Here is a 22,201-nt window from a genome sequence, read left to right on the forward strand (position 1 = left end):
GCCATGGCGCGTTCCGAACGACTGTTGGACTTGCTGCAGCTGCTGCGGCGCTATCGCCTGCCGGTAACCGCGCAGGCGCTGGCCGACCAGCTCGGCGTCAGCGTGCGTACCGTCTATCGCGATATCGCCAGCCTGCAGCTGCAGGGTGCGGATATCGCCGGCGAGCCGGGCATGGGCTACCAGTTGCGGCCGGGCTTCCTGCTGCCGCCGCTGATGTTTGCCGAGGAAGAGATCGAGGCGCTGGTGCTGGGCATGCGCTGGGTGGAAAAGCGGGGCGATCCGCGTCTGGCCAACGCCGCCGGCAATGCGCTGGCCAAGGTGGCGGCGGTGCTGCCGGACGATCTGCGGCGGCGGCTGGAGGATGAGACCTTGCTGGTCGTGCCGGTGGATGGACCGCTGATGGCTGTGGACATGGCCGCGTTGCGCGACGCCATCCGCCAGCAGCGCAAGCTGGCCTTGTGTTATCGCGACATCAAGGGAGACGATAGCCAACGGATCGTGTGGCCATTCGCCGTCGGCTTCTTTGAAAAAGTGCAGGTGCTGGCGGCATGGTGCGAGCTGCGGCAGGACTTCCGCCATTTCCGCTGCGACCGGATTCAACAGTGCGAAAGCCTGAATGAACGCTACCCGCGCCGCCGCCAGGCCTTGTTAAGAGAATGGCGGCAGCGCTTGGGAATAGCCGCCGATGCGGTTTGACGACATGTCAACGTAGCGCGGCCCACGCAGAGACCCTGAGCCAAGGCGCGCGACAAGGAGGCGCAACCTAGGATCAGGGGGCGGTTGGCGGCTTTTAAGCCCGCTTGCGATGCTCGGCGGCGTGCATGGCCAGGTAGGCATCCAGGTCGGCGCCGCCGAAGCCCAGCGTATTGAGAATTTCAGCCATGAAACTCACCGGCGCGGTGCCGGGAGCCGTGACCACGCCTTGGTCGGCAACTGCGTAAGGCACATCCTGATAGTAAGCGGCGCCCGCGTAAGCAAGCGCAGACAAGTTGTCCGCGGAGTTCGAAGTGTGGCGGACCTTGTCCAGCACGCCGGCTTGCGCAAGCACGCGGGTGCCGTCGCAAATGCCGGCAACCACAATGTTTTGGGCATGTGCGGCGGCAAGCAAGGCGGTCAGGTCCGGCGCTTGATCGGTTTGCCAGATGGTGCCGCCGCATACGATGAGCAGGTCTAGCTCATCGAGTTGAATGGACTCAATGGCCAGATGCGGGGTGACCATCAGCCCGCCGGAGGAGGTGACGGGCGTGCCGCCGGGTGTGGCAAAGCGCACCTCGCAGCCATAATAAAAACGCAGCGAGGAGTTGATCAGGGCCGTTTCCCAGTCGGAAAAGTGCTCGGTGAGGATGGTGATGGCGCGCGTCACAGGATTGTCCTTGTCAAGTTTTGGATGGCCCGGGGCTGTGCCGGGTGTCCGGAATGTAATCCATGGCGCGGTCAGTTTCTGTCAGTAGCCGTGTTAGCCCTGCCGTCAGCCGCTTCGCTCTGCCCATTGTTCCGCCGCCAGGTAGATCAAGTCCACCGCGGGATCCTTGACGTCGGGATAGGTTTCCCAGTCCGCCAGGCTGTTTGCCAGCCTGCGCTTCAGTTCCCCGTAGGCGGCCGCCATGGCCGGCTGCGCGCGCAGGTAGTCGCGAAACAGCAGTGCGTAGCGCTGGTTGGCGCTGCCGGCGCGGCGCACATGGATATGGGCGCGGCGTTGGCCCGCGGGTTCGCGGAAAAAGAATTTTGACCATTGCTCCGGCGCGTCGTCGCTGCCTGGCGGCAGATGGTCGCGGTTGAACGGTTGGCGCTCGAAGCCGGCCGCGCTCAGGCGGTTGGCCATGTGTTCGTCCAATTCCGCCACCGTGATCTGCGCGTCGATCACGTCTTTTGCCGCCAGGCCGGGCACGGCGGTGGAGCCGATATGGTCGATGCGCAGCGCCAGCTCTCCCAGCGCGGCGCGAAGTTGGCTGGCGATGGTTTGGAACTCCGCGGCCCAGCGGGGTTGATGCGGCACGATCTCAATCATGTCGCAGGCTTTCCGAGAAGTGGAAGGCCACTATGTCCATCTTGCGGTTCAGATAGAAACGATGGGCGCGATGGCGCTGCACGCCGGAGTCCAGATGGATTTCGCTGCAGCCCTGATCCTTGGCCAGCTGGCGCAGCCAAGCCATCATCGCCGCGCCGTGGCCATGGGAGCGCGCGCTGTCGTCGGTGGCCAGGTCGTCAACGTACAAGCTTTTGCCGGCCACCAGCGTACGCTGGATGCGGAAGCCCGCCACGCAGGCTACGGCATCGCCATTCAGCAGATAAGCCAACTGGTAGCCTTCCGCCATCTGCGCGCGCACGACAGCGACAAAGTCCTCCGCCTGCAGATGCGGCCGCAACTGGCGCATCACGGCGAAGCAGCGTTCTATTTCCTGGTCTTTCGCGGCCAGTTGAATCATCTATTTCTCCTGTATATGGCTGTACATCCAGAAGTCGCGCGATGGGCCGCGCACCTTGCGATAGCTGCGCAGCAGCCCCTCGCGCTCGAAGCCATTGCGTTCCAGCACCTGGATGGAGCGATGGTTGGCCGGCAATGCCGTGGCCTGGATGCGGACGAGGCCGACGTGGCGGTGTCTCCATCGCAGCAAACTGGCGCAGGCCGCAGCGGCCAGGCCCTGTCCTCAGGCTGTGGGGGAGAGATCATACGCCAATGCGTGGCGGATGGTGATATCTGGCGCTGTTTCGGATGCCAATTGGGTTGGTGGTGAGTCGCATGGGCTGGACGGAAGGAAATCAACAGATAGGTTTGGCATGGTTGGTGAGCTGCGGAAAGTGTCAGAAGTGAAAGTATATTGTCATATTTAAATTGTACGCACTACTGACAAAATTTGACAGTGCCATGGCTTAGCATGAAGGCATGCCGGGACGAGACCGGTGCTCAGCCAAGGAGAATCGCCATGCAACACCCCAATTTTGTGATCCTGTATGTGGACCAGCCGGCGCGCAGCGCCCGTTTCTATTCGCAGTTGTTTGATCTGCAGCCGATTGAGGAGTCGCCCACCTTTGCGATGTTCAAGTTTGCATCCGGCATGCGTTTGGGATTGTGGTCGCGCCATACGGTGGAGCCGGGCGCCGAGGTCTTGGGCGGCGGCGGGGAGTTGATTGTTCAGTTCGAGGATGTCGCCGCGCTGGATGCGGGGCTGGCGCGTTGGCAAGCTTTGGGTTTGCCCATTTTGCAGGCTATGACCGATATGGACTTCGGCCGCACTTTTGTGGCCTTGGACCCGGATGGGCATCGGCTGCGGGCTTACGTCGTGGCGGAGTGAAAACGGGCCGGCATGGCCGGCCCGAGGCGAGTCTGCCGCGCGGAAGGGTCAATCGCGATGGAAGCATTGGCCACATACGGCGCGGTAGCGCGCCTCATCGCCGATTTCCACTTGCGGGCCTTCTTTTACCCGATGGCCCTGGCCATCGATGCGGATGTGCATGGTCGCTTTGCGGCCGCATTGGCAGATGGTCTTGATCTCTTCCACGTCCTCCGCCAGCGACAGCAGCCAGGCGGAACCGGGGAAGGGGTGGCCGCGGAAGTCGGTGCGCAGGCCAAAGCAGATCACCGGGATGTTTCGGGTATGGGCCAGGCGGTGCAGTTGCTGCGCCTGTTCAGGCGTCATGAACTGCGCTTCGTCCACCAGAATGCAGGCCGTGTCGCCGTAGTCCTGCGCCAGGAAGTCGAATCCGGCGTCGAAGGTGTTGGCCTCGCGCTGGATATTCAGCCGCGAGGTAACCATGCCCACGCCGTAGCGGTCGTCGATGGCGCTGGTGTACAGCGTCACCGTTTTGCCCATGGTTTCGTAGTTGTTGGCGATCTGCAGCAGCTGCGTGCTTTTGCCGCTATTCATCGCGGCGTATCGAAAAAACAGTTTGGCCATGCTGATGGTCGGGAGTGCGAGTACCGGGCGCGCAGCATACCATGACGCGCTGTGATTGTGAGGCCCAGGAAGACGCGCAGCGGTCTGCGCGGGTGTTTTTTTGCCGATATCGTGGAAGAAGTTGGGATGCGGGGCAGGCGAATGATGAAACGATTCGCAGGCGCGAAAGAGGCGAAGTGGGCTGGCGCTGGCAGATAGTGTCATGACCAGGTCATGAGTCGGCCGATTTGACGTGATTTTGCGAATAGGGCGGTAGGGATTTCCATTGAAATGCAAACGGCATTATGCATATGCGTAGCTTTTTGTCATGTAGTTTTGTTTCGTTTAAAGAAACTTCAACTGAAGATTTTGTCCATGAAAAAACGCGCCCTTGGCGCGTTTGGGGTTGGCTAGCGGTTTTTATAGATCGCCGCCGGTTTCCAGCACAAATTTAGCCTTGGCGTCCTGGCCCAGGTGTTGCACCAGGTAAGGCAGCACTTCGTTCAAGGTTTGCGGCAGCGTCCATGGCGCGTTGAGGATGAACATGCCGCTGCCGTGCATGCCGAAGCCGTCGGCCGACGGGGCTTGCACATGCAATTCGGCGCGCAGCCAGTTCTTGGCCGGCAGCTTTTTCAGCGCCGGCAGCATTTCCTTCATTTCCACGCGCTGCAAACACGGATACCACACGGCGTAGACGCCGGTGGCGAAGCGTTTCAGCCCTTCCTTGAGCGCGGTTTCCACATTTTGATAATCGCGTTTGTCTTCGTACGGCGGGTCGATCAGCACCAGCGCGCGGCGCGGCGGCGGCGGCAGGACGGCCTTGATGCCGTCAAAGCCGTTGGCTTGCTGGATCTGCACCCGGCGGCCACTGCCGGCGAAGTTCTCCTGCAGGATCTGGGCGTCGCTGGGGTGCAGCTCGAACAGGCGCAGCTTGTCACTTTCCGGCATCACGTCGGCCGCGCACCAAGGCGAGCCGGGGTAGAACTTCAGCTCGCCGTCGGGGTTCATCCGCTTGACCACTTCCACGTAGTTGCTCACGGCTTCGGGCAGGTCGTCGCGCTGCCACAGGCGGGCGATGCCGGTTTCAAACTCGGCATTCTTGGTGGCGTAACCCTCGGTCAGCGAGTAGGCGCCGGCGCCGGCGTGGGTGTCGATATACCAGTAGGGCTTGTCCTTCTGGCCCAGATAATTCAGCAGTTCGATCTCGATCAGGTGCTTGAGCACGTCGGCGTGGTTGCCGGCGTGGAAGGCGTGGCGATAGCTGAGCATTTGTCTTGTTCTTTCAGATGGTTAATTCGATGGCGGCGGCCTGGTCGGCGGCGCTCCAGCCCAGGCGGTCGATCAGCGCGGAGAAGCCGGACTCCAGCGGGCAGGCGATGCGCAGCGGCGTGCCGCTGACGGGGTGGGTCAGCTCCATTTCCAGGCAGGCCAGCAGCATGCGGCGGCAATCCAGCTCGTCGGCGAACATGCGGTTGTGGCGGCCTTTGCCGTAGGTGGAGTCGCCGATGATGGGGTGGGCGATATGCTTCAGATGGCGGCGCAGCTGATGGCGGCGGCCGGTCAGCGGCTCCAGCTCCAGCAAGGCGTAGCGGCTGCTGGGGTAGCGTTCCACCATGATGGGCAGTTCCACTGTGGCTAGCGTGCGGTAGCGGGTTTGCGCCGCTTGCGGCGCGGTTTCCACCTTTTCGCCTATCCATTCCAGGTCGTCCGGCCGGCGGCTCAACGGGTGGTCGATCAGCCCTTCGGCGTCGGGGTGGCCGCGCACCACGGCGAGATAGCGCTTCTGCACCTGCTGGCGCTCGAACTGCCACGACAGCTCGCGGCCGGCGTCCTTGTCCAGCGCGAACAGCAGGACGCCGGAGGTGCCCTTGTCCAGCCGGTGCACCGGATAGACGCGCTGGCCTATCTGGTCGCGCAGCAGTTGAACGGCGAAGCGGGTTTCGTGGCGGTCCAGCATGGTGCGATGCACCAGCAAATTGGCCGGCTTGTGGATGGCGATCAGCAGATCGTCCCGATACAGTATTGGCAGCATGGAAATGACGGTTTTGTCCAGGCGGCGATTTTAGGGCTTGCACGGTGCTTTGGATATAGACGAATTGCTTTGCGTTGAATCAATTTGAGCATGAAAAATCAATATGCGAAGCCATGACTTCGGAATAAATCCTGATTTGACGCGGTTTGCGCCAAATCGGGATTCTTTACGTAGAGAAATGTTTGCGACACGGTATTTCAAAGTCGAGAGGAAAATGTTTACAGCCCGGTTAACGGTCATTACAATTCGCCGCGCTCAGAAGAACGACAAAGTGGTGTCTGCAGCCGGTTTTTGCATTGCGCAGGGAGCGGTTCAGGCCGCTTCGGCACAGCTGAGGTTGTAGTTGGCAGGTTACATGCCGTCTGCAATTTCAGCTGTCACCATTCAAGTCCAGTCACTGTTGCACTCGCCGCGCCTGCATGGGGCCATGCGCGCGTTGACCAACTCAAGCCAAGAGTTATAGAGATGACCATCCAACTGAAACGAATCAGCTTCGCAGTGGCTGCCGCGGTTCTGTCCGCCGCCGCTTGCGCCAAGGACTTCACCCCCGCCGTGATCTACGATCAGGCCGGCAAGTTTGACAAGAGCTTCAGCGAAGCCGCTTACAACGGCGCCGAGCGTTTCAAGAAGGACTTCAAGGTCAACTACCGCGACGGTCAGATTTCTTCCGACGCGCAGAAGGAACAGCTGCTGCGCAAGATGGCCAGCCGCGATACCGACATCGTCGTCGCCGTGGGCTTCAACTTCGCCCAGGCCGTGGAAACCGTGGCCAAGGAATTCCCCAAGGTCAAGTTCACCCTGATCGACGCCGTGGCCAAGGGCCCGAACGTGCAGAGCATCGTGTTCAAGGAGCAGGAAGGTTCCTTCCTGGTGGGCATGGCCGCCGCGCTGAAGTCCAAGACCGGCAAGGTGGGTTACATCGGCGGCATGGACATCCCGATGATCCGCGCCTTCGGTTGCGGCTATGCTCAGGGCGCCAAGTACGCCAACAAGAATGTCACCGTGCTGCAGAACATGACCGGCACCACGCCGCAAGCCTTCAACGATCCGGCTCGCGGCACCGAGCTGGCCAAGAGCCAGTTTGACCGCGGCGCCGACGTGATCTTCGTCGCCGCCGGCGGCACCGGCATGGGCGTGCTGCAGGCCGCCAAGAACGCCGGCAAGTACTCCATCGGCGTGGATAGCAACCAGAACTATCTGTTCCCGGGCTCGGTTCTGACTTCGATGGTGAAAAAAGTGGACGTAGCTGTCTACAACACTTTCAAGGAAGCCAAGGATGGCTCCTGGAAGTCCGGCGTGAAGGTGCTGGGCCTGAAGGACCAGGCCGTGGACTGGGCGCTGGACAAGTACAACCGCCCGCAAGTCACGCCTGAGATGGAAAAGAAGATCGCTGAGGCCAAGGCTGAAATCATCAGCGGCAAGATCAAGGTAGTGGATTACCGCGCCAACAATAGCTGCCCGGTGCAATAAGCGGAGCAGCCCTCTCCCCGACCGGTCGGGGGCGCAGCCGCGGTGACTCGTTCATCGCGGCTGTTTGCTGTTGGCGCCGGCGATGGGGATATAAACGAAGATCGGGAACAGACAAAGCATGACCGAGTTTGCCATTGAGCTGACAGGCATCAACAAGAGCTTTGGCGCCGTCCAGGCCAACCGTGATGTGACGATGAGCGTGCCCAAGGGCAGCATTCACGGCATCATCGGCGAGAACGGCGCCGGCAAGTCCACGTTGATGAGCATTCTGTACGGCTATTATCAGGCCGACAGCGGTTCCATCCGCGTCAATGGCCAGGATGTGCGCATCCGTAACAGCCAGGAAGCGATCCGTCTGGGGATAGGCATGGTGCATCAGCACTTCATGCTGGTGGATACCTTCACTGTGCTGGAAAACATCGTGCTGGGCGCTGAAGGCGGCCGCTTGCTCAAGGGCGGGATGGACCAGGCCCGCGAGCATTTGAAGGAACTGAACAAGAACTACTCGCTGGAAGTGGATCCGGACGCGCTGGTTGGGGAACTGGGCGTTGGTCTGCAGCAGCGGGTGGAAATCCTCAAGGCGCTGTATCGCGGCGCCGACGTACTGATCCTGGACGAGCCGACTGCCGTGCTGACGCCGCAGGAGGCCGACCATCTGTTCCACATCCTGCGTTCGCTGAAAGCGCAGGGCAAGACGGTGATCCTGATCACCCACAAGCTGCGCGAAGTGATGGACAGCACCGACAACGTCAGCGTGATGCGCGCCGGCACGGTGGTGGGCAATGTGCGCACCTGCGATGTGGACAAGGAAAAGCTGGCCGACCTGATGGTGGGCCGCAAGGTGTCGCTGAAAGTGGACAAGGCCGAGCGCGCGCCCGGCGCCGTGGTGCTGGACGTCAAGGGCCTGTGCCTGACCGACGAGCGCCAGGTCAAGCTGCTGGACAACCTGAACTTCCAGGTCAAGGCTGGCGAGATTGTCGGCATCGCCGGCGTGTCCGGCAACGGCCAGTCCGAGCTGCTGGAAGTGCTGGCCGGCATGCAAGCGCCGACCGCGGGCAGCATCGCCTACAAGGGCGAGGACCTGCTGAAGCTGCCGTGTAAGCGCAAGCCGCGCGCAGCCGTCTACCGCGAGCGCGGCATCGGCCATATTCCGGAAGACCGTTCGCGCGAAGGCTTGGTCAAGGCGTTCTCCACATTTGAAAACGCCATTCTGGGCTACCAGAACGACAAATCGCTGCGCAGCGGTTTCCTGTATTCGCGCAAGAAACTGGTGGAGCGCACGCGCGACTTCATCTCCCAGTTCGATATCCGCCCGGGCAATCCGCTGTTGCGGGTGGGCCTCTTGTCCGGCGGCAATCAGCAGAAGGTGGTGCTGGCGCGCGAGATCCACGCCAATCCTGACTTGCTGCTGATCGGCCAGCCGACGCGCGGCGTCGATATCGGCGCGATCGAATTCATCCACAAGCGGCTGGTTGAGCTGCGCGACGAAGGCAAGGCCATCTTGCTGGTGTCGGTGGAACTTGAAGAAATCCTGGCGCTGGCAGACCGCATCCTGGTGATGGCCGGCGGCCAGATCACCGGCGAAGTGGCGGCCAAGGACGCCGACACCATTTCCCTCGGCCTGCTGATGGGAGGGCACAAACATTGAAATTCGGACAACCTTCCACTTTGCCGCGCTGGGCGCAGCTTACCGTGCTGCCGGTGCTGAACCTGCTGGCGGCCCTGCTGGTGACAGGCTTCGTCACCTGGATGATCGGCGAGAATCCGTGGGAATGCCTGAAGCTGCTGGTCAACGGCGCTTTCGGCTACGGCGAGGGCATAGGCTACACGCTGTTCTACACCACCAGCTATATCTTCGCCGGCCTGGCGGTGGCCACGGCCTTCCATGCCGGGCTGTTCAATATCGGCGGCGAAGGCCAAGCCTATCTGGCCGGCCTCGGCGTCACGCTGGTGATGCTGGGGTTTGACCACACGCTGCCGTCCTATGTGCTGATCCCGCTGGCAGTATTGGCGGCGATGGGTTTCGGCGCGGCCTGGGCCTATATCCCGGCCTACCTGCAGGCCAAGCGCGGCAGCCATATCGTGGTGACCACGATCATGTTCAACTTCATCGCCTACTCGCTGATGTTGTACCTGATCAGCCACCAGTTGATCGAAGCCGGCTCGCAAAACCCGACTACCCGCATGTTCTCGGAAACCGGCTGGATTCCGCAAATGCATCTGCTGATTCCGGGCATGCCGAACTCGCCGCTGAACCTGAGCTTCGTGTTCGCCTTGCTGGCCTGCGTGCTGTTCTACCTGATCGTATGGCACAGCCGCTGGGGCTTCACGCTGCGCACGGTCGGCACCAACGACCACGCCGCGCGCTACGCCGGCATCAGCGTCAGCGCTGTCATCATCATCGCCATGTGCGTGTCCGGCGCCTTGTCCGGCCTGGCTTCGGTCAATGATCTGTTGGGCTCCTCGCACCGCATGAACGTGCTGTTCACCAACGGCGTCGGCTTCGTCGGCATCGCCGTGGCGCTGATGGGACGCAACCACCCGGTAGGCATCGTGCTGTCCGCGCTGTTGTTCGGCGCGCTGACCCAGGGCGGTTCCGATCTGTCGTTTGAAAAGCCGCTGATCACGCGCGAGATGATCCTGTTCATCCAGGGCCTGATCATCCTGTTCTGCGGCGCGCTGGAAAACCTGTTCGAGCCGTTCATCGCCGGCCTGTTCAAGCGCAAGGACAAGTAATATGGAAATGTTCTTCAGTCTTCTCGATTCCACCGTGCGCGTGGCCACGCCGCTGGTGCTGGCCGCGCTGGCCGGCATGTTCTCCGAGCGCTCCGGCGTGGTGGACATCAGCCTGGAAGGCAAGATGCTGGTGGCGGCCTTCGCTTCCGCCGCCGCGGCCTACCTCACCCATAGCCCGTGGCTGGGCCTGCTGGCCGGCATCATGGCCGCGGTGTCGATGGCCATGGTGCATGCCTTCGTTTCCGTCACCTATAACGGCAACCAGCTGATCTCCGGCATGGCCATCAACACCGTGGCCTCCGGCATCACGCCGGTGTTGGGCCTGGCCTGGTTCCAGCAAGGCGGCAACTCGCCGCAGCTGCCTGAGGACGCCCGCTTCCACGAGATCGTGCTGCCGTTCGCCGACGCCTTGCGCGACGTGCCGGTGCTGGGCCTGGTCTACAGCAAGCTGCTGTCCGGCCATTCCATCCTGGTTTACATCACCGTGTTCATAGTGATTCCGCTGGTGGCCTGGGTGCTGTACAAGACCCGCTTCGGCCTGCGCCTGCGCGCGGTGGGCGAGAACCCCCATGCCGCCGATACCGCGGGCATCTCCGTGGCCAAGGTGCGCTACACCGCCTTGCTCTGGGGCGGCGTGCTGTGCGGCATGGCCGGCACCTATCTGTCGGTGTACCAGACCGGCAGCTTCATCAAGGAAATGACCGCCGGCAAGGGCTTCCTGGCGCTGGCGGCGCTGATCTTCGGCAAGTGGCGTCCGGTGCCGGCGGTGATCGGCTGCCTGCTGTTCGCCTTCGCCGACGCGATCCAGATCCGTCTGGAAGGCGTGGCGCTACCGGTGATCGGCCAGATCCCGTCGCAGGCCATCGCGGTGATTCCGTATGTGCTGACCGTGCTGCTGCTGGCTGGCTTTGTCGGCCGCGCCGTGGCGCCCAAGGCCATCGGCGTGCCCTTCGTCAAATCGCGCTGATCCCGCCATCACGTTTGCATTGCCAAGCCCGTCGGCCTGTGCCGGCGGGCTTTTTGCATCTCGGCGCATGCTATGATGCCAACTGCGAGCGGCGGGAAGGGGTCCGCCGCCGGACAGAACAGGAAACACGATGCTGAGCTATCAAGAGGCGCTGACCTGGCTGCTGGAGCGCGCCAGGCCGTTGAACACCCACCAGAATCTTTCCCTGCTGCAGGCTGCCGGACGCGTGCTGGCTCAGCCGGTTACCGCCGCTATCGATGTGCCGCCGCATGACAACAGCGCGATGGACGGTTACGCCGTGCGCTGCGCCGAGAGCGGCGGCCCCTTGCCGGTGTCGCAGCGGATTCCCGCCGGCAGCGCGCCGCAGGCGCTGACGGCCGGCAGCGTCGCCCGCATCTTCACCGGCGCGCCGATCCCGGACGGCGCCGACGCCGTCATCATGCAGGAACAGGCCGTGGTGGGCGAGGATGGCCAGGTTGCCTTCAGCGCCGCGCCGCAGGCCGGGCAGAATATTCGCCGCCGCGGCGAGGATATCGCCGCCGGGCAAACCATCCTGGCGCCGGGCCGTCGGCTGACGCCGGCCGATCTGGGGCTGGCCGCCTCGATAGGGCTGGCTCGGCTGCCGGTGCGTCCGCAGTTGCGCGTCGCGGTATTCTTCACTGGCGACGAGCTGGTGGAGCCGGGCCAGCCGCTGGCCGCCGGACAGATCTACAATTCCAACCGTTTTTGGCTGATCCCGGCCTTGCACAAGCTCGGTTGCGAGGTGATAGACCTGGGCCATGTCGGCGACGCTTTGGAGCCGACGCGGCAATTGCTGCGCGACGCGGCGGCGGTGGCCGACGTCATCGTCACCTGCGGCGGGGTGTCGGTGGGCGAAGAGGACCACGTCAAGGCGGCGGTGGAGGCCGAGGGCGAGCTGACGCTGTGGAGGCTGGCGATCAAGCCCGGCAAGCCGCTGGCTTTCGGCAAGGTGGGCGATGCCGATTTCATCGGTTTGCCGGGCAATCCGGTGTCCGGCTATGTGACGCTGCAGACCTTGCTGCGGCCATTTCTGCTGCAGCGAATGGGATTGATAGAGCGCGCGCCGTTCGCGCCGCGTTTCCCGGCGGCTTTTGTCTGGGACCGGCCCGATTCCAAGCGCAGCGAGTTCCTGCGCGTGCGCAAGGTGGTGGGCGCGAGCGGCTGGGAACTGCAACTGTATCCACAGCAGGGTTCCGGCGTGCTGATGTCTTGCGCTTGGGCCGGCGGCCTGGCTTGGGTGCAGCCGGGTCAGCGCATCCAGCCCGGCGATGAGCTGCCGTACATGGAACTGGCATGACGCGCATCCGCTTCGTCAGCGAAGGCGGCATGCTGCTGAATGAGAGCGAGGCGATGGCGGGAGACAATCTGCTGGACGTCGCCCGCCTGGCAGACGTGCCGCTGCACTGGCGCTGCGGCCAGGGCACCTGCGGCACTTGCAAGGTGCGCGTGGCCGGCATGGCCACGCCGCAGCACCCCGGCCGCAAGGAGCGCAATGTGCTGCTGCGCGCCGGGGCGATAGACGCCGCGCTGGCGGCGCAGGACGAGTGGAACGAGCCCACTCCATGGCGGCTGGCGTGCCATCTGGCGGTGGAAGAGGGGCGGGACTGGACGGTTTCTTGCCCAGACTATTGAGACGGTAGGGCGGAAGGCCGGCTTTGCAGGGCGTTCCGCCTGCGGCATTAGTAACTTACAGAGAGAGCACATGGACGCTAGTGCAATATTGGAGGTTGCAACGCATTTCCGAATTGCTATCGAGACGCTCCCCATTGAGGAGCGCATTGTAAACTTAAGGAGTTTTCCAAAAGGAGCTTGCGGCGATGCTTCTCTTCTGCTCGGTGCGTATTTCAGTGATCAGGGTATTGTGGGGTTCAATTATGTAACTGGAGAGCGAGGAGAGGTCGATGTTGGTACATGGACTTCGCATGCTTGGCTGCGGAGAGGGGATTTAATTGTCGATATAACTGCGGATCAGTTTCCTGAATCGCCTATGGCAATCATTGTTTCGCAACGCTCCACATTACATGACTCTTTTCAAGTGGTTAGGCAGGATATTGCGGATTTTAGGCAGTGGAGTGGGTATGGTGCTGAGATTCTGTATCCAATGTACTCTAGGATTCTGGGAGTGCTTCAATCCACGAGGCAGTGATGATTTTAATTTCCATGACAAATTAGCTGTTCAAACATATTTTCATGATCATGGGGTGTTGTAGGCGGAGCGCCCCTTGGGGCTTCCGCCTTACCGTCAGCACTGCTCGCCCTCGCTGCTGATTTCTTCCACTTCCTCCCGCTCCAGCCAATGCCGCAGCATGGTCAGGCCCACAGCCAGCAGCGTCGGGCCGATGAACAGGCCGATCACGCCCCAGGCGATCAGTCCGCCGATGACGCCGAGGAAGATCACCGACAGCGGCATCTGCGCGCCCTGGCTGATCAGCAGCGGCTTCAGGATGTTGTCTATGGTGTTGATCAGCAGGAAGCCCCACACCACCAGGAAGGTGCCCAGAGCCGTGTGGCCGGTGTAGAACACCCATGCCGCGGCCGGCAGCCAGACGATCAGCGTCGGCAGTTGCGCCACCGCGACGATGAAACACAGGAAGCCCAGCACCAGCGAGCCCGGCACGCCGGCAATCAATAGGCCGATCACGCACAGCACGGTTTGCGCCAGCGCGGTGCCCACCACGCCGGTGGTGACGCTGCGTATGGTGCGGGCGATCACTTCCGGCAGCTCCCCGGCGGTTTCTCCGCCCAGCTTCAAGACGATGCGCTCCACCAACTCCCACAGCTTGTCGCCGTTGATCAGCAGCAGGCCGGCCACCACGATGGCCAGCACGATTTCCAGCAGGCTCAATCCGAGGTTGGCGCCGCCGGACAGCAGGAACAGCACGGTTTCGTTGACCGCGGGGCGAATCTTTTCGAAGAAGCCCGGCAGGTCGGCCTGGGTGCTTTGCCACATCTTGTTCAGGCTTTCGCCTATCACCGGCAGGCTGGTCAGCCAGGCCGGAGCGTTGGGCAGGCGGAAATCGCCGAGTTCATGAGTCAGATTGGCCAGGTGCGGCAGGGTGTCCGCCAGCGTCAGCGCCATCAGGCCGATGGGGATGGCCAGGGCGCAGGACAGCCCCAGCACGATCAGCAGCGCCGCCAGCTTGTGCCGGCCGCGTAGCCGGATCTTGAGCCTGCTGTATAGCGGCCAGGCGGAAATGGCGATGATGGCCGCCCAGGTCAGCGCGCCGAGAAAAGGTTGCAATATCTTGATGCAGGCCAGCACCAGCATGGCCAGGATGGCGATCTGGAAAACGTTGAGGATGCTGAGGCTGGATCGGCCGGGAATGGGCAGCATGGTGGTATCCGCAAGGTGGAACGGGACAGGCCGGCGGTATGCCGGCCTTGAATTCGCGCTAGTGTGCCACCTGAGCCAGCTGGCTGGCAAACGTCTCGGCCGGAGTGAACCCGACGATGCGTTGCGCCTCCTTGCCATCGGCGCCGAACAGAATGATGCCGGGCGGCCCGAACAGGCCGAAACGCTTCAGCAACGCTTGGTGTTCGGCGCTGTTGGCCGTGACGTCGGCGCGCAGCAGCACGAATTGCCCCATCTTGGCGGCCACCTGCGGCTGCGGAAAGACCTCGGCTTCCATCTCCTTGCAGGCGACGCACCAGTCGGCGTAGAAGTCCAGCAGCAGCGGCTTGCCCGCAGCCTTGGCCTCGGCCAGCTTGGCATCGAGCTCAGAGGCCGAGCCGATGGCCTGGAAGGCATGGCTGGCGGTGCCCTCGGCGCTGCTGGCGGCGATGAACTTCAAGGGATAGCGCGGATTGTCCGCGCCGGACAGCAGGCCCACCAGCTGGGCGCCGCCCAGCAGGAACAGCAGCAAGCCCAGGGCCTTGCCCAGGCGGGCGCTGGCTTTGGCGTTTGTCGCCAGGCTGTCGAATGCGCCAAGGAATACCGCCGAACCTATCAGCAGCGCCGCCCACAGCAACATCACCAGCGCCGCCGGCAGGAATGGGGTGGCCAGCCAGATGGCGAGGCCCAGCATGACCACGCCAAAGGCTGATTTCACCGCCTTCATCCAGTTGCCGGCGCGCGGCAGCACATGGCCGCCAAAGGTGCCGATGACGATCAACGGCAGCCCCAGGCCCAGCGCCATGGCATACAGCGCCGCGCCGCCCAGCACGGCGTCGCCGGTGCTGCCGATATAGCCTAGCGCCAGCGCCAGCGGCGGCGCGACGCAGGGCCCCACCAGCAGGGCCGATAGCGCGCCCATCAGGAATACCGTGACGGCCTTGCCGCCGGACAGCTGGTTGGAGGTGTCGGCCAGCTTGGATTGCAGGGCGCTGGGCAACTGGATGGTGAACAAATCAAACATGGACAGCGCGAACACCACCATCAGCACGCTCGCAGTCAGCACCACCGCGGGCTGCTGCAGCCACACGGTCAGCAGCGAGCCGGTCAGGCCGGCCACCACGCCGACGGCGGTGTAGGTGAGCGCCAGGCCTTGCACATACAACAGGGACAGCAGGAATCCGCGGCCGCGGGTGAGGGTTGCGCCCTGGCCGGCAATCAGCGATGAAACGATGGGCAGCAGCGGGTACATGCAGGCGGTGAACGCCATGCCCAGACCCGCCAGCAAGAAAGTGCCCAGTGTGGTCAGCCAACCCTTGGCCGCCAACTCGCTGTTACCGGCCGGCGATTTTCCCGCGGTGGCGGCGCCTCCGAGCCAGGAATTCGCTTTGCCGCCGGCCTCGCCGCTGACGGCGCCGATCTTCAGCTTGTGCGTGTACGGCGGGTAACAGACGCCGGCCTCCGCGCAGCCCTGCAGCCGGACATTCAGCTGGAAGTCGGCCGGCGCGCCGGCGTTCAGCGGGATGACGATCTGCTGTTTGCCGTGGTAAATCACCTGCTTGCCGAAGTAAGGATCGTTCTTTTCCTGGCCGGTCGGCAGCGTCGGCTTGCCGGTCAGGTCGGCCGGCGTGGTGCTGATGGCGATGCGGTCGCGGTACAGGTAGTAGCCGGGCGCTACGTCCAGCGTCAGTTGCAGCTTGTCGCTGCTGCGGCTGACCTCGGCGGCGAAAGCCTTCTCGGGCGGAAGCAGGTCGTCTTGGTTGACCGCATGGGCAGGCAGCGCAATGCTGAGGCAGGCGACGAACGCCATCAGCCATTGCCATGCCAGGCGGTGAATGGAGTTGAGGTATGCTTGCACTTGCAGACTCTGGTTGGGGTTGCGATGAAAGTAAGACGCGGCGGGCGCGGGGCGGTTCCGTTTTGTCTCAGTGTGATGCAATATGCATCAAATTGTCTGGCGCGGCAAATGCGAAACCGCGCATTCCGCCAGCAGACGGACGGCTGCCAGTATATCCGGCCGAACCCCGCGCCGACAGCGCAGCGGATATGAAAAATAAGAATGACGTTATGCATGAGGGGTTATGCGAGAAACCATACATTTTGCCCACGCCAATAGTTTTCCAGCTTCGGTCTATCGCAAGATGCTGAACAAGCTGGCTGAGCGGCATGAAGTCGGTTACCTGGACACCATAGGCCATGATCCGGCCTTTCCCATCACCGACTGCTGGCCGCATCTGGTGGACGAAAGCATACGGCACATCGAGCGCAGCTATGCTGGGCCGGTGGTCGGCGTCGGCCACTCGCTGGGCGGCTTTCTGATGTTCTACGCGGCCAGGAAGCGGCCGGATTTGTTCCGCGCCATCGTGATACTCGATTCGCCGTTGATGGGGCCGCGTCGTTCGTTCGGCATCTGGCTGGCCAAGCGGCTGGGCTTCATCCAGAAAGTCACGCCGGGCGGCAATACCCTGAAGCGGCGCGACAACTGGGCTTCGGTCGACATGGTGCATGATTATTTCGCGCGCAAGCCTATGTTCGCGCGTTTCGATCCCGAATGTCTGGCCGACTACGCTGAACTCGGCACCCAGGACGACGGGCAGGGCGGACGCAGGCTGAAATTCCGGCCGCGAGTGGAGCATGATATCTACGCCACGCTGCCGCACAATTTCCCCTGCCACAAAGGCCGCCAGAAAGTCCCGACCGGCTTCATCGCCGGCGCGGATTCCGATGTGCTGAGCGCTGCCGACATCCATTACATGCGCCGGCATTTCGGCATCGAGGTGGAGTCCCACCCTGGCGGCCACCTGTTTCCGCTGGAGCGGCCGATAGAGACGGCCGAGCATGTCCTGGCCTTGGTGGAGCGTTTGCGCCATGGCTGAGACGCGGTGCGTTTCCGCCAGGCAGCTGTTCGGTTCCGGCGATTGGCTTGGCGTCTGGCTGGTATTGTTGTCCGCTTGCGGTTTTGGCTCGATGGCGTTGTTCGCGAAACTGGCCTATGGCGATGGTGTCGATACTGCCAGTCTGTTGGCCTACCGCTTTGTCATTGCCGCGCTGGTCTTGGCGGGCTGGGGCATCTGGCGTGGATGGCGCTGGCCTAGCGGGCGAGCCGCGATGGCGTATGGCTTGATGGGAGCGGTCTATGCGGCCATGGCCTGGGCGTATTTTTCCGCGCTGCATTACGCCGCATCGGCCACCGTGGCGCTGGTGCTGTACAGCTATCCCGCGCTGGTGGCATTGGGCGGCGCCTTGCTGGGGCTGGATCGTTTCGGCCGGGCGGAGGCGTTTGCCATTGTCTTGGCGAGCGCCGGGTTGGCGCTCATGCTCGGCGGCGGCTTGTCTGGCAGCCCGTGGGGACTGGCTCTGGCCTTCGGCGCCGCGCTGTGTTACTCGGGCTATATCCTGCTGGGCGGCGGTATTCGTTCCGATGCCCATCCGGTTTGCGCTTCCGCCCTGGTATTGTCGGTGGCGGCAGCGATCTTCTCGAGTTTGGCAATCGGCCAGGGGCTGCGGCTACCGCATACCCTGGCTGGCTGGGGGGCCGTGACTGCGCTGGCCTTGCTGGGCACCGCTGTCGCCATCGCGGCTTTCATCTCGGGGTTGATTCGCATTGGCCCGACCTTGGCCTCGGTGGTGTCGACCCTGGAGCCGGTGGTGACCGTGCTGCTGGGCGTGCTGTTTCTTGGGGAGTCGCTGGGGCTGCGCGGCCTGCTGGGCGGCATCCTGATTCTGGCCGCCTCGCTGGCTCTAGTTTGGTTGCGCACGCTTGCCCCGACCGGCAAGGCTTGCGATGGATAGGGTTCTCGCGGAAACTATGGTTATTCCTCCATTAGCCGCATGAAAGATCCCTGCCCGTGACGATGGAACACCTGCTCAAGCAACACCGCGACGCCATCGACGCCATCGATGTCGAAATTCTCACCTTGCTCAACCAGCGCGCCAACCATGCCCGAGAAATCGGCGAGATCAAGGGCGGCGGCGTGATTTACCGCCCAGAGCGCGAAGCCCAGGTGCTGCGCCGCCTGAAGGACTTGAACCCCGGTCCGCTGCCGGGAGAGTCGATCGCCCGCTTGTTCCGCGAGGTGATGTCCGAGTGCCTGGCGCTGGAAAAACCCTTGTCCATTGCCTATCTAGGGCCTGAAGGCACCTTCAGCCAACTGGCCACCATCAAGCACTTCGGCCATGCCGCCCGCACCGTGGCCTGTAGTTCGATAGACGAGGCTTTCCGCCAGGTGGAGTCCCGCGCGCTGGATTACGTGGTGGCGCCGGTGGAGAACTCCACCGAAGGCGCGGTCGGCCGCACGCTGGACCTGATGGTCAGTTCGCCGTTGAAGATTTGCGGCGAGGTGGTGCTGCGCATCCATCATCATCTGCTGCGCGGCATCGAGGGCATGGAGGGCATCCGCCGCGTCTATGCCCACGCCCAGGCGCTGGCGCAGTGCCACGAATGGCTGAACAAGAATCTGCCGGCCAGCGTGGAGCGCGTGTCCGTGGCCAGCAATGCCGAGGCGGCGCGCATGGCGGCCGAAGACGCCTCGGCGGCGGCGATAGCCGGCCAGGCCGCGGCCGAGCGCTTTGGGCTGCTTAAGTTGGCGGAGAACGTCGAGGACGAGCCTAACAACACCACGCGTTTTCTGGTGCTGGGCTTGCAGGATGTCGGCGCCACCGGCCAGGACAAAACCTCCATCGTGGTGTCCGCGCCGAATCGTCCCGGCGCCGTGCATTACCTGCTGGAGCCGATTGCGGCCAATGGCGTGTCGATGAGCAAGTTCGAGTCGCGGCCCTCGCGCGCCGGCCTGTGGGACTATGTGTTCTTCATCGACCTGGAAGGCCACCGCCAGGACGAGAAAGTGCTGCAGGCGCTGAAGGGGCTGCAGGAGCGGACATCCTACGTCAAGATTCTGGGCTCCTATCCGGCGGCGGTGCTGTGACGGGCTGTGTATGATCCTGGGCCGGTTTTCCGGCCCTTATTGTTTTGGAAGTTTGGGAAGAAAAAGAAGATGAAATCGATTTGTTTGTTTTGCGGCTCCAACAAAGGCGCCAGGCCGGAATACGAGGCGGCGGCGCGCGAATTCGGCCGCACATTGGCAGAGCAGGGCATCACGCTGGTCTACGGCGCGGGCAACGTCGGCTTGATGGGCGTGGCGGCAGATGCCGCGCTGGCCGCGGGCGGCCGCGTGGTGGGAGTGATCCCGGAGTTTCTGAAGGCGAAGGAAGTGGCGCATCTGGGGCTGAGCGAGCTGCATGTCACCGAAACCATGCATCAGCGCAAGGCGTTGATGGCTGAGTTGTCCGACGGTTTCGTCGCTTTGCCGGGCGGATTCGGCACGTTTGACGAATTGTTCGAGATCCTGACCTGGGCGCAGCTGTCGGTGCATGACAAGCCGGTGGGGATGCTGGATGTCGGCGGTTTCTTCAAGCCGCTGCAGGCGATGGTCGATCGCGCTGTTGAAGAGGGCTTCGTGCCGGCCGGCAACCTGAACCTGTTCCAGCGCAGCGAAAGCCTGCCGGCGCTGCTGGATTGGATGCGCGAGTATCGTCCGCAGCCGGTGCCCAAGTGGCTGGACCTGAGCAAGACCTGATGCCAAGGCCCTCGTCGATGTCGTCCAAATCCGGCATTTGGCCGAGATGTCGGCGCGCCCTGGCCTGGCCGCTGGCCTTGTTGCTGGCGGCCATCATCGTGTTTGAAGAGTACGCCTGGGACGAATTGGCCGGCGCGGTTGCCTGGTTGGCCAAGTGGCCGCCGCTGTCTGCGCTGGAGCGCCGCATCGCCGCCAGCTCGCCCAAGGTGGCGTTGGCGCTGTTTTTGGCGCCGGCCCTGGCGCTGTTGCCGGTGAAGCTGGCGGCACTGTTTCTGATCGAGCAGGGGCATGCCCTGCTGGGGCTGGCGGTGATCCTGCTGGCCAAGCTGGGCGGCACCGCGCTGGTGGCGCGCTTGTTCACGCTGACGCGGCCGGCTTTGATGGAGGTGCCGTGGTTTGTGCGGCTATATGATGGTTTTCATCGTTGCCGCGCCTGGGTGTTTGAGCGTCTGCATGCGTCCTTGCCGTGGCGCTGGGCCCGGGTTGCCCTGTTCAAGCTGCGGCAGCGTCTGTCCCAGCCTTCGGCCTTGTCCAGGCTGGTGCGGCGGGTGGTGCGCAAATGGCGCAATAGAGCGGATGCTGGCGGGCAGCATCATGGTGGAGTGCGGAAATGATCATCGTAATGAATGGCTCTGCGACGGATGCCGAGATTGCCGCCGTGGTGGCGCGCATCGAAGCGCAGGGTTTGATGGCGCATCTGTCGCGCGGCAGCGAGCGTACCGTGATCGGCGCGGTGGGACAGGAGCGCGGTCTGGAGCCGGCCTGGTTCGAATCGATGCCGGGCGTGGCCCGCGCCTTGCGCGTAGTCAGCGATTACCGCATCGTTTCGCGCGAGGCGCAGCCTGAAGACAGCATTGTGCGCATCGGCGATGTCGCCTTTGGCGGCGGCGCGCCGGCCTGGCTGGGCGGTTGCGGCCATGACTGGAACCGCGACGCGCTGACCGCCGCCGCGGCCCGGATCAAGGCTGCGGGCGGCCGCTTGTTATTCGCAGGCCGCAGCGGCCATGACAACCCATATCGTTACCGTCCCATGGGCGCGGCCGATCTGGAGACCTTGAGCAAGGTGGCGGCGGAGCATGGGCTGGTGGCGGTGGCGGAGCTGCGCGATTTGCGCTTGCTGGATGTGTATCTGGAATTGCAACTGGGCGGCTTGCTATTGCCGCCGCATTGCCTGCATCAGGTGGAATTGTTGCGAGAAGTCGGCCGCATCAACAAACCTGTCATCTTGCAGCGGAATAATCGCGTGAGGCTTGGCGAATGGCTGCTGGCGGCCGAGCACGTGGCGGTGGGCGGCAATCATAGAATCATCCTGTGTGACTGCGGGAGCGAGGGAGAGGCGGCGGGCCTGGATGTGGGCGAGTTGGCCTGCTTGCGGCGCGAAACGCATCTGCCCGTGATGGTGGCGCCCGTAGCGGCGGGCGGCGCGAGCTTGGCACCGGTTTTGGCCGCTTCGGCGCTGCTTGCCGGCGCATGCGGCGTGTTGATGGAAATGGATGCGGCCGAAGCGTTGAGCTTGGAAGCATTGCTTGCGGGAATGGGGATGGCGGCTTCACTGGGTCATGGGCATGGCTGAGCCTGTGGAAGGGCTGCTGCTGGATATCGCGGCTTGCCGGCACTGCGAGGCGCATTTGCCGCACGGGCCGCGCCCGGTGCTGCGGGCTGCGCCGAATTCCCGCATTCTGCTTGCGGGGCAGGCGCCGGGGCGCAAGGTCCATGAAAGCGGCATTCCCTGGCAGGATGCGAGCGGCGAGCGTTTGCGTGATTGGTTGGGTGTGGATGCGGCGCAGTTCTATGATGCAAGCTGCTTCGCCATTGTGCCGATGGGTTTTTGCTACCCCGGCGCCGGGCGCAGCGGCGATCTGCCGCCCAGGCCGGAGTGCAGGGCGCTGTGGCATCCGCGGCTCTTGCCTTTGCTGCGCGATGTCAGGCTGGTGCTGGCCGTGGGCGAGTATGCCCAGGCTTATCATCTGCCGCAGCGCAAGAAAACGCTGACCGAGACGGTGGCAGCCTGGCGCGAATACTGGCCTGCCGTTGTGCCGCTGCCGCACCCCAGTCCGCGCAATCAGTTGTGGCTACGGAGAAATCCCTGGTTTGAGAGCGAGTTGCTGCCGGCGTTGCGGATTTTGGTGAGAGAGACGTTGGCTGGATAGGCCGGCTGCGCCGGGCGCTATGAGCAAAAACTCTAAAAATGTG

General features: G+C 63.2%; 25 protein-coding genes. 16 read left to right on the plus strand and 9 right to left on the minus strand.

Annotation, left to right across the window (positions count from 1 at the left end; genetic code table 11):
• The first annotated feature begins 3 nt into the window (after positions 1-3).
• Entirely contained in the window at positions 4-696 is a 693-nt protein-coding gene (locus C2134_RS12695; RefSeq protein WP_103320554.1) for a helix-turn-helix transcriptional regulator, read from the plus strand.
• A 94-nt stretch (positions 697-790) separates the two neighbouring features.
• Here C2134_RS12695 and C2134_RS12700 read toward each other — a convergent pair whose 3' ends face one another.
• From C2134_RS12700 to C2134_RS21250, 4 genes are all read right to left on the minus strand, one after another.
• Positions 791-1,363 carry a DJ-1/PfpI family protein gene (locus C2134_RS12700; RefSeq protein ID WP_103320555.1) on the minus strand — a complete coding sequence of 191 codons (573 nt, stop codon included), beginning with the start codon at positions 1,361-1,363 and terminating at the stop codon, positions 791-793.
• A 105-nt stretch (positions 1,364-1,468) separates the two neighbouring features.
• Complete coding sequence (locus C2134_RS12705) at positions 1,469-2,008, minus strand: GrpB family protein (RefSeq protein ID WP_103320556.1); 540 nt, start codon at positions 2,006-2,008, stop codon at positions 1,469-1,471.
• Positions 2,001-2,426: a GNAT family N-acetyltransferase gene (locus tag C2134_RS12710; RefSeq protein WP_103320557.1), complete on the minus strand. Its 426-nt coding sequence runs from the start codon at positions 2,424-2,426 to the stop codon at positions 2,001-2,003. The genes C2134_RS12705 and C2134_RS12710 overlap by 8 nt, the downstream gene beginning before the upstream one ends.
• Entirely contained in the window at positions 2,427-2,639 is a 213-nt protein-coding gene (locus C2134_RS21250; RefSeq protein WP_146042156.1) for a GNAT family N-acetyltransferase, read from the minus strand.
• A gap of 285 nt (positions 2,640-2,924) precedes the next feature.
• Between C2134_RS21250 and C2134_RS12715 the strand changes: the two genes are divergently transcribed.
• Positions 2,925-3,293 (plus strand): VOC family protein, encoded by a 369-nt coding sequence (locus C2134_RS12715; RefSeq protein WP_103320558.1) that lies wholly within the window; start codon positions 2,925-2,927, stop codon positions 3,291-3,293.
• A gap of 48 nt (positions 3,294-3,341) precedes the next feature.
• Here C2134_RS12715 and C2134_RS12720 read toward each other — a convergent pair whose 3' ends face one another.
• From C2134_RS12720 to C2134_RS12730, 3 genes are all read right to left on the minus strand, one after another.
• Positions 3,342-3,896, minus strand: coding sequence for a thymidine kinase (locus tag C2134_RS12720; RefSeq protein WP_043622815.1), 555 nt, complete (start codon positions 3,894-3,896; stop codon positions 3,342-3,344).
• 399 nt (positions 3,897-4,295) lie between these two features.
• A complete protein-coding gene (locus C2134_RS12725) occupies positions 4,296-5,144 on the minus strand; it encodes a 23S rRNA (adenine(2030)-N(6))-methyltransferase RlmJ (RefSeq protein ID WP_103320559.1) in 849 nt (282 codons plus the stop codon).
• A gap of 13 nt (positions 5,145-5,157) precedes the next feature.
• Positions 5,158-5,907, minus strand: a complete 750-nt coding sequence (locus tag C2134_RS12730; RefSeq protein WP_103320560.1) for a tRNA pseudouridine(65) synthase TruC — start codon at positions 5,905-5,907, stop codon at positions 5,158-5,160.
• 465 nt (positions 5,908-6,372) lie between these two features.
• Between C2134_RS12730 and C2134_RS12735 the strand changes: the two genes are divergently transcribed.
• The 7 genes from C2134_RS12735 (at position 6,373) to C2134_RS21255 (ending at position 13,247) form a co-directional block, all read left to right on the plus strand.
• On the plus strand, positions 6,373-7,377 hold the full coding sequence (locus tag C2134_RS12735) for a BMP family lipoprotein (protein WP_199152738.1): 1,005 nt from the start codon (positions 6,373-6,375) through the stop codon (positions 7,375-7,377).
• A gap of 118 nt (positions 7,378-7,495) precedes the next feature.
• Positions 7,496-9,025, plus strand: coding sequence for an ABC transporter ATP-binding protein (locus C2134_RS12740; RefSeq protein ID WP_103320561.1), 1,530 nt, complete (start codon positions 7,496-7,498; stop codon positions 9,023-9,025).
• On the plus strand, positions 9,022-10,113 hold the full coding sequence (locus C2134_RS12745; RefSeq protein ID WP_233163818.1) for an ABC transporter permease: 1,092 nt from the start codon (positions 9,022-9,024) through the stop codon (positions 10,111-10,113). The genes C2134_RS12740 and C2134_RS12745 overlap by 4 nt, the downstream gene beginning before the upstream one ends.
• A gap of 1 nt (position 10,114) precedes the next feature.
• Positions 10,115-11,080 carry an ABC transporter permease gene (locus C2134_RS12750; protein WP_103320562.1) on the plus strand — a complete coding sequence of 322 codons (966 nt, stop codon included), beginning with the start codon at positions 10,115-10,117 and terminating at the stop codon, positions 11,078-11,080.
• Positions 11,081-11,210: 130 nt separating this feature from the next.
• On the plus strand, positions 11,211-12,398 hold the full coding sequence (locus tag C2134_RS12755; protein ID WP_103320563.1) for a molybdopterin molybdotransferase MoeA: 1,188 nt from the start codon (positions 11,211-11,213) through the stop codon (positions 12,396-12,398).
• The gene (locus C2134_RS12760) at positions 12,395-12,733 is read left to right on the plus strand and encodes a 2Fe-2S iron-sulfur cluster-binding protein (protein WP_103320564.1); all 339 of its coding nucleotides are present in this window, start codon (positions 12,395-12,397) and stop codon (positions 12,731-12,733) included. Before C2134_RS12755 ends, C2134_RS12760 begins: the two co-directional genes overlap by 4 nt.
• 70 nt (positions 12,734-12,803) lie before the next feature.
• Positions 12,804-13,247, plus strand: a complete 444-nt coding sequence (locus C2134_RS21255) for a hypothetical protein (RefSeq protein WP_146042157.1) — start codon at positions 12,804-12,806, stop codon at positions 13,245-13,247.
• A 96-nt stretch (positions 13,248-13,343) separates the two neighbouring features.
• Here the strand turns inward: C2134_RS21255 and C2134_RS12765 are convergent, their stop codons facing one another.
• Positions 13,344-14,435, minus strand: a complete 1,092-nt coding sequence (locus tag C2134_RS12765; protein ID WP_103320565.1) for an AI-2E family transporter — start codon at positions 14,433-14,435, stop codon at positions 13,344-13,346.
• Positions 14,436-14,493: 58 nt separating this feature from the next.
• Complete coding sequence (locus tag C2134_RS12770) at positions 14,494-16,290, minus strand: protein-disulfide reductase DsbD (RefSeq protein WP_233196438.1); 1,797 nt, start codon at positions 16,288-16,290, stop codon at positions 14,494-14,496.
• Positions 16,291-16,513: 223 nt separating this feature from the next.
• On the opposite strand from C2134_RS12770, the gene C2134_RS12775 reads away from it, so the two are divergent.
• From C2134_RS12775 to C2134_RS12805, 7 genes are all read left to right on the plus strand, one after another.
• Entirely contained in the window at positions 16,514-17,308 is a 795-nt protein-coding gene (locus C2134_RS12775) for an alpha/beta fold hydrolase (RefSeq protein WP_103320567.1), read from the plus strand.
• Positions 17,301-18,224 (plus strand): EamA family transporter, encoded by a 924-nt coding sequence (locus C2134_RS12780; protein WP_158248767.1) that lies wholly within the window; start codon positions 17,301-17,303, stop codon positions 18,222-18,224. Before C2134_RS12775 ends, C2134_RS12780 begins: the two co-directional genes overlap by 8 nt.
• A 62-nt stretch (positions 18,225-18,286) precedes the next feature.
• Complete coding sequence (gene pheA / locus C2134_RS12785) at positions 18,287-19,357, plus strand: prephenate dehydratase (protein ID WP_103320569.1); 1,071 nt, start codon at positions 18,287-18,289, stop codon at positions 19,355-19,357.
• A gap of 69 nt (positions 19,358-19,426) precedes the next feature.
• Positions 19,427-20,008 (plus strand): LOG family protein, encoded by a 582-nt coding sequence (locus C2134_RS12790; protein ID WP_103320570.1) that lies wholly within the window; start codon positions 19,427-19,429, stop codon positions 20,006-20,008.
• Between the two features lie 17 nt (positions 20,009-20,025).
• Positions 20,026-20,622 (plus strand): hypothetical protein, encoded by a 597-nt coding sequence (locus tag C2134_RS12795; RefSeq protein ID WP_199179934.1) that lies wholly within the window; start codon positions 20,026-20,028, stop codon positions 20,620-20,622.
• Positions 20,619-21,581 carry a 3-deoxy-7-phosphoheptulonate synthase gene (locus C2134_RS12800; RefSeq protein ID WP_103320571.1) on the plus strand — a complete coding sequence of 321 codons (963 nt, stop codon included), beginning with the start codon at positions 20,619-20,621 and terminating at the stop codon, positions 21,579-21,581. The genes C2134_RS12795 and C2134_RS12800 overlap by 4 nt, the downstream gene beginning before the upstream one ends.
• On the plus strand, positions 21,574-22,158 hold the full coding sequence (locus tag C2134_RS12805) for a uracil-DNA glycosylase family protein (RefSeq protein ID WP_103320643.1): 585 nt from the start codon (positions 21,574-21,576) through the stop codon (positions 22,156-22,158). Before C2134_RS12800 ends, C2134_RS12805 begins: the two co-directional genes overlap by 8 nt.
• Positions 22,159-22,201: the final 43 nt, after the last annotated feature.

It is taken from the genome of Chromobacterium sinusclupearum (assembly GCF_002902845.1).
Taxonomy (GTDB): Bacteria; Pseudomonadota; Gammaproteobacteria; order Burkholderiales; family Chromobacteriaceae; genus Chromobacterium; species Chromobacterium sinusclupearum.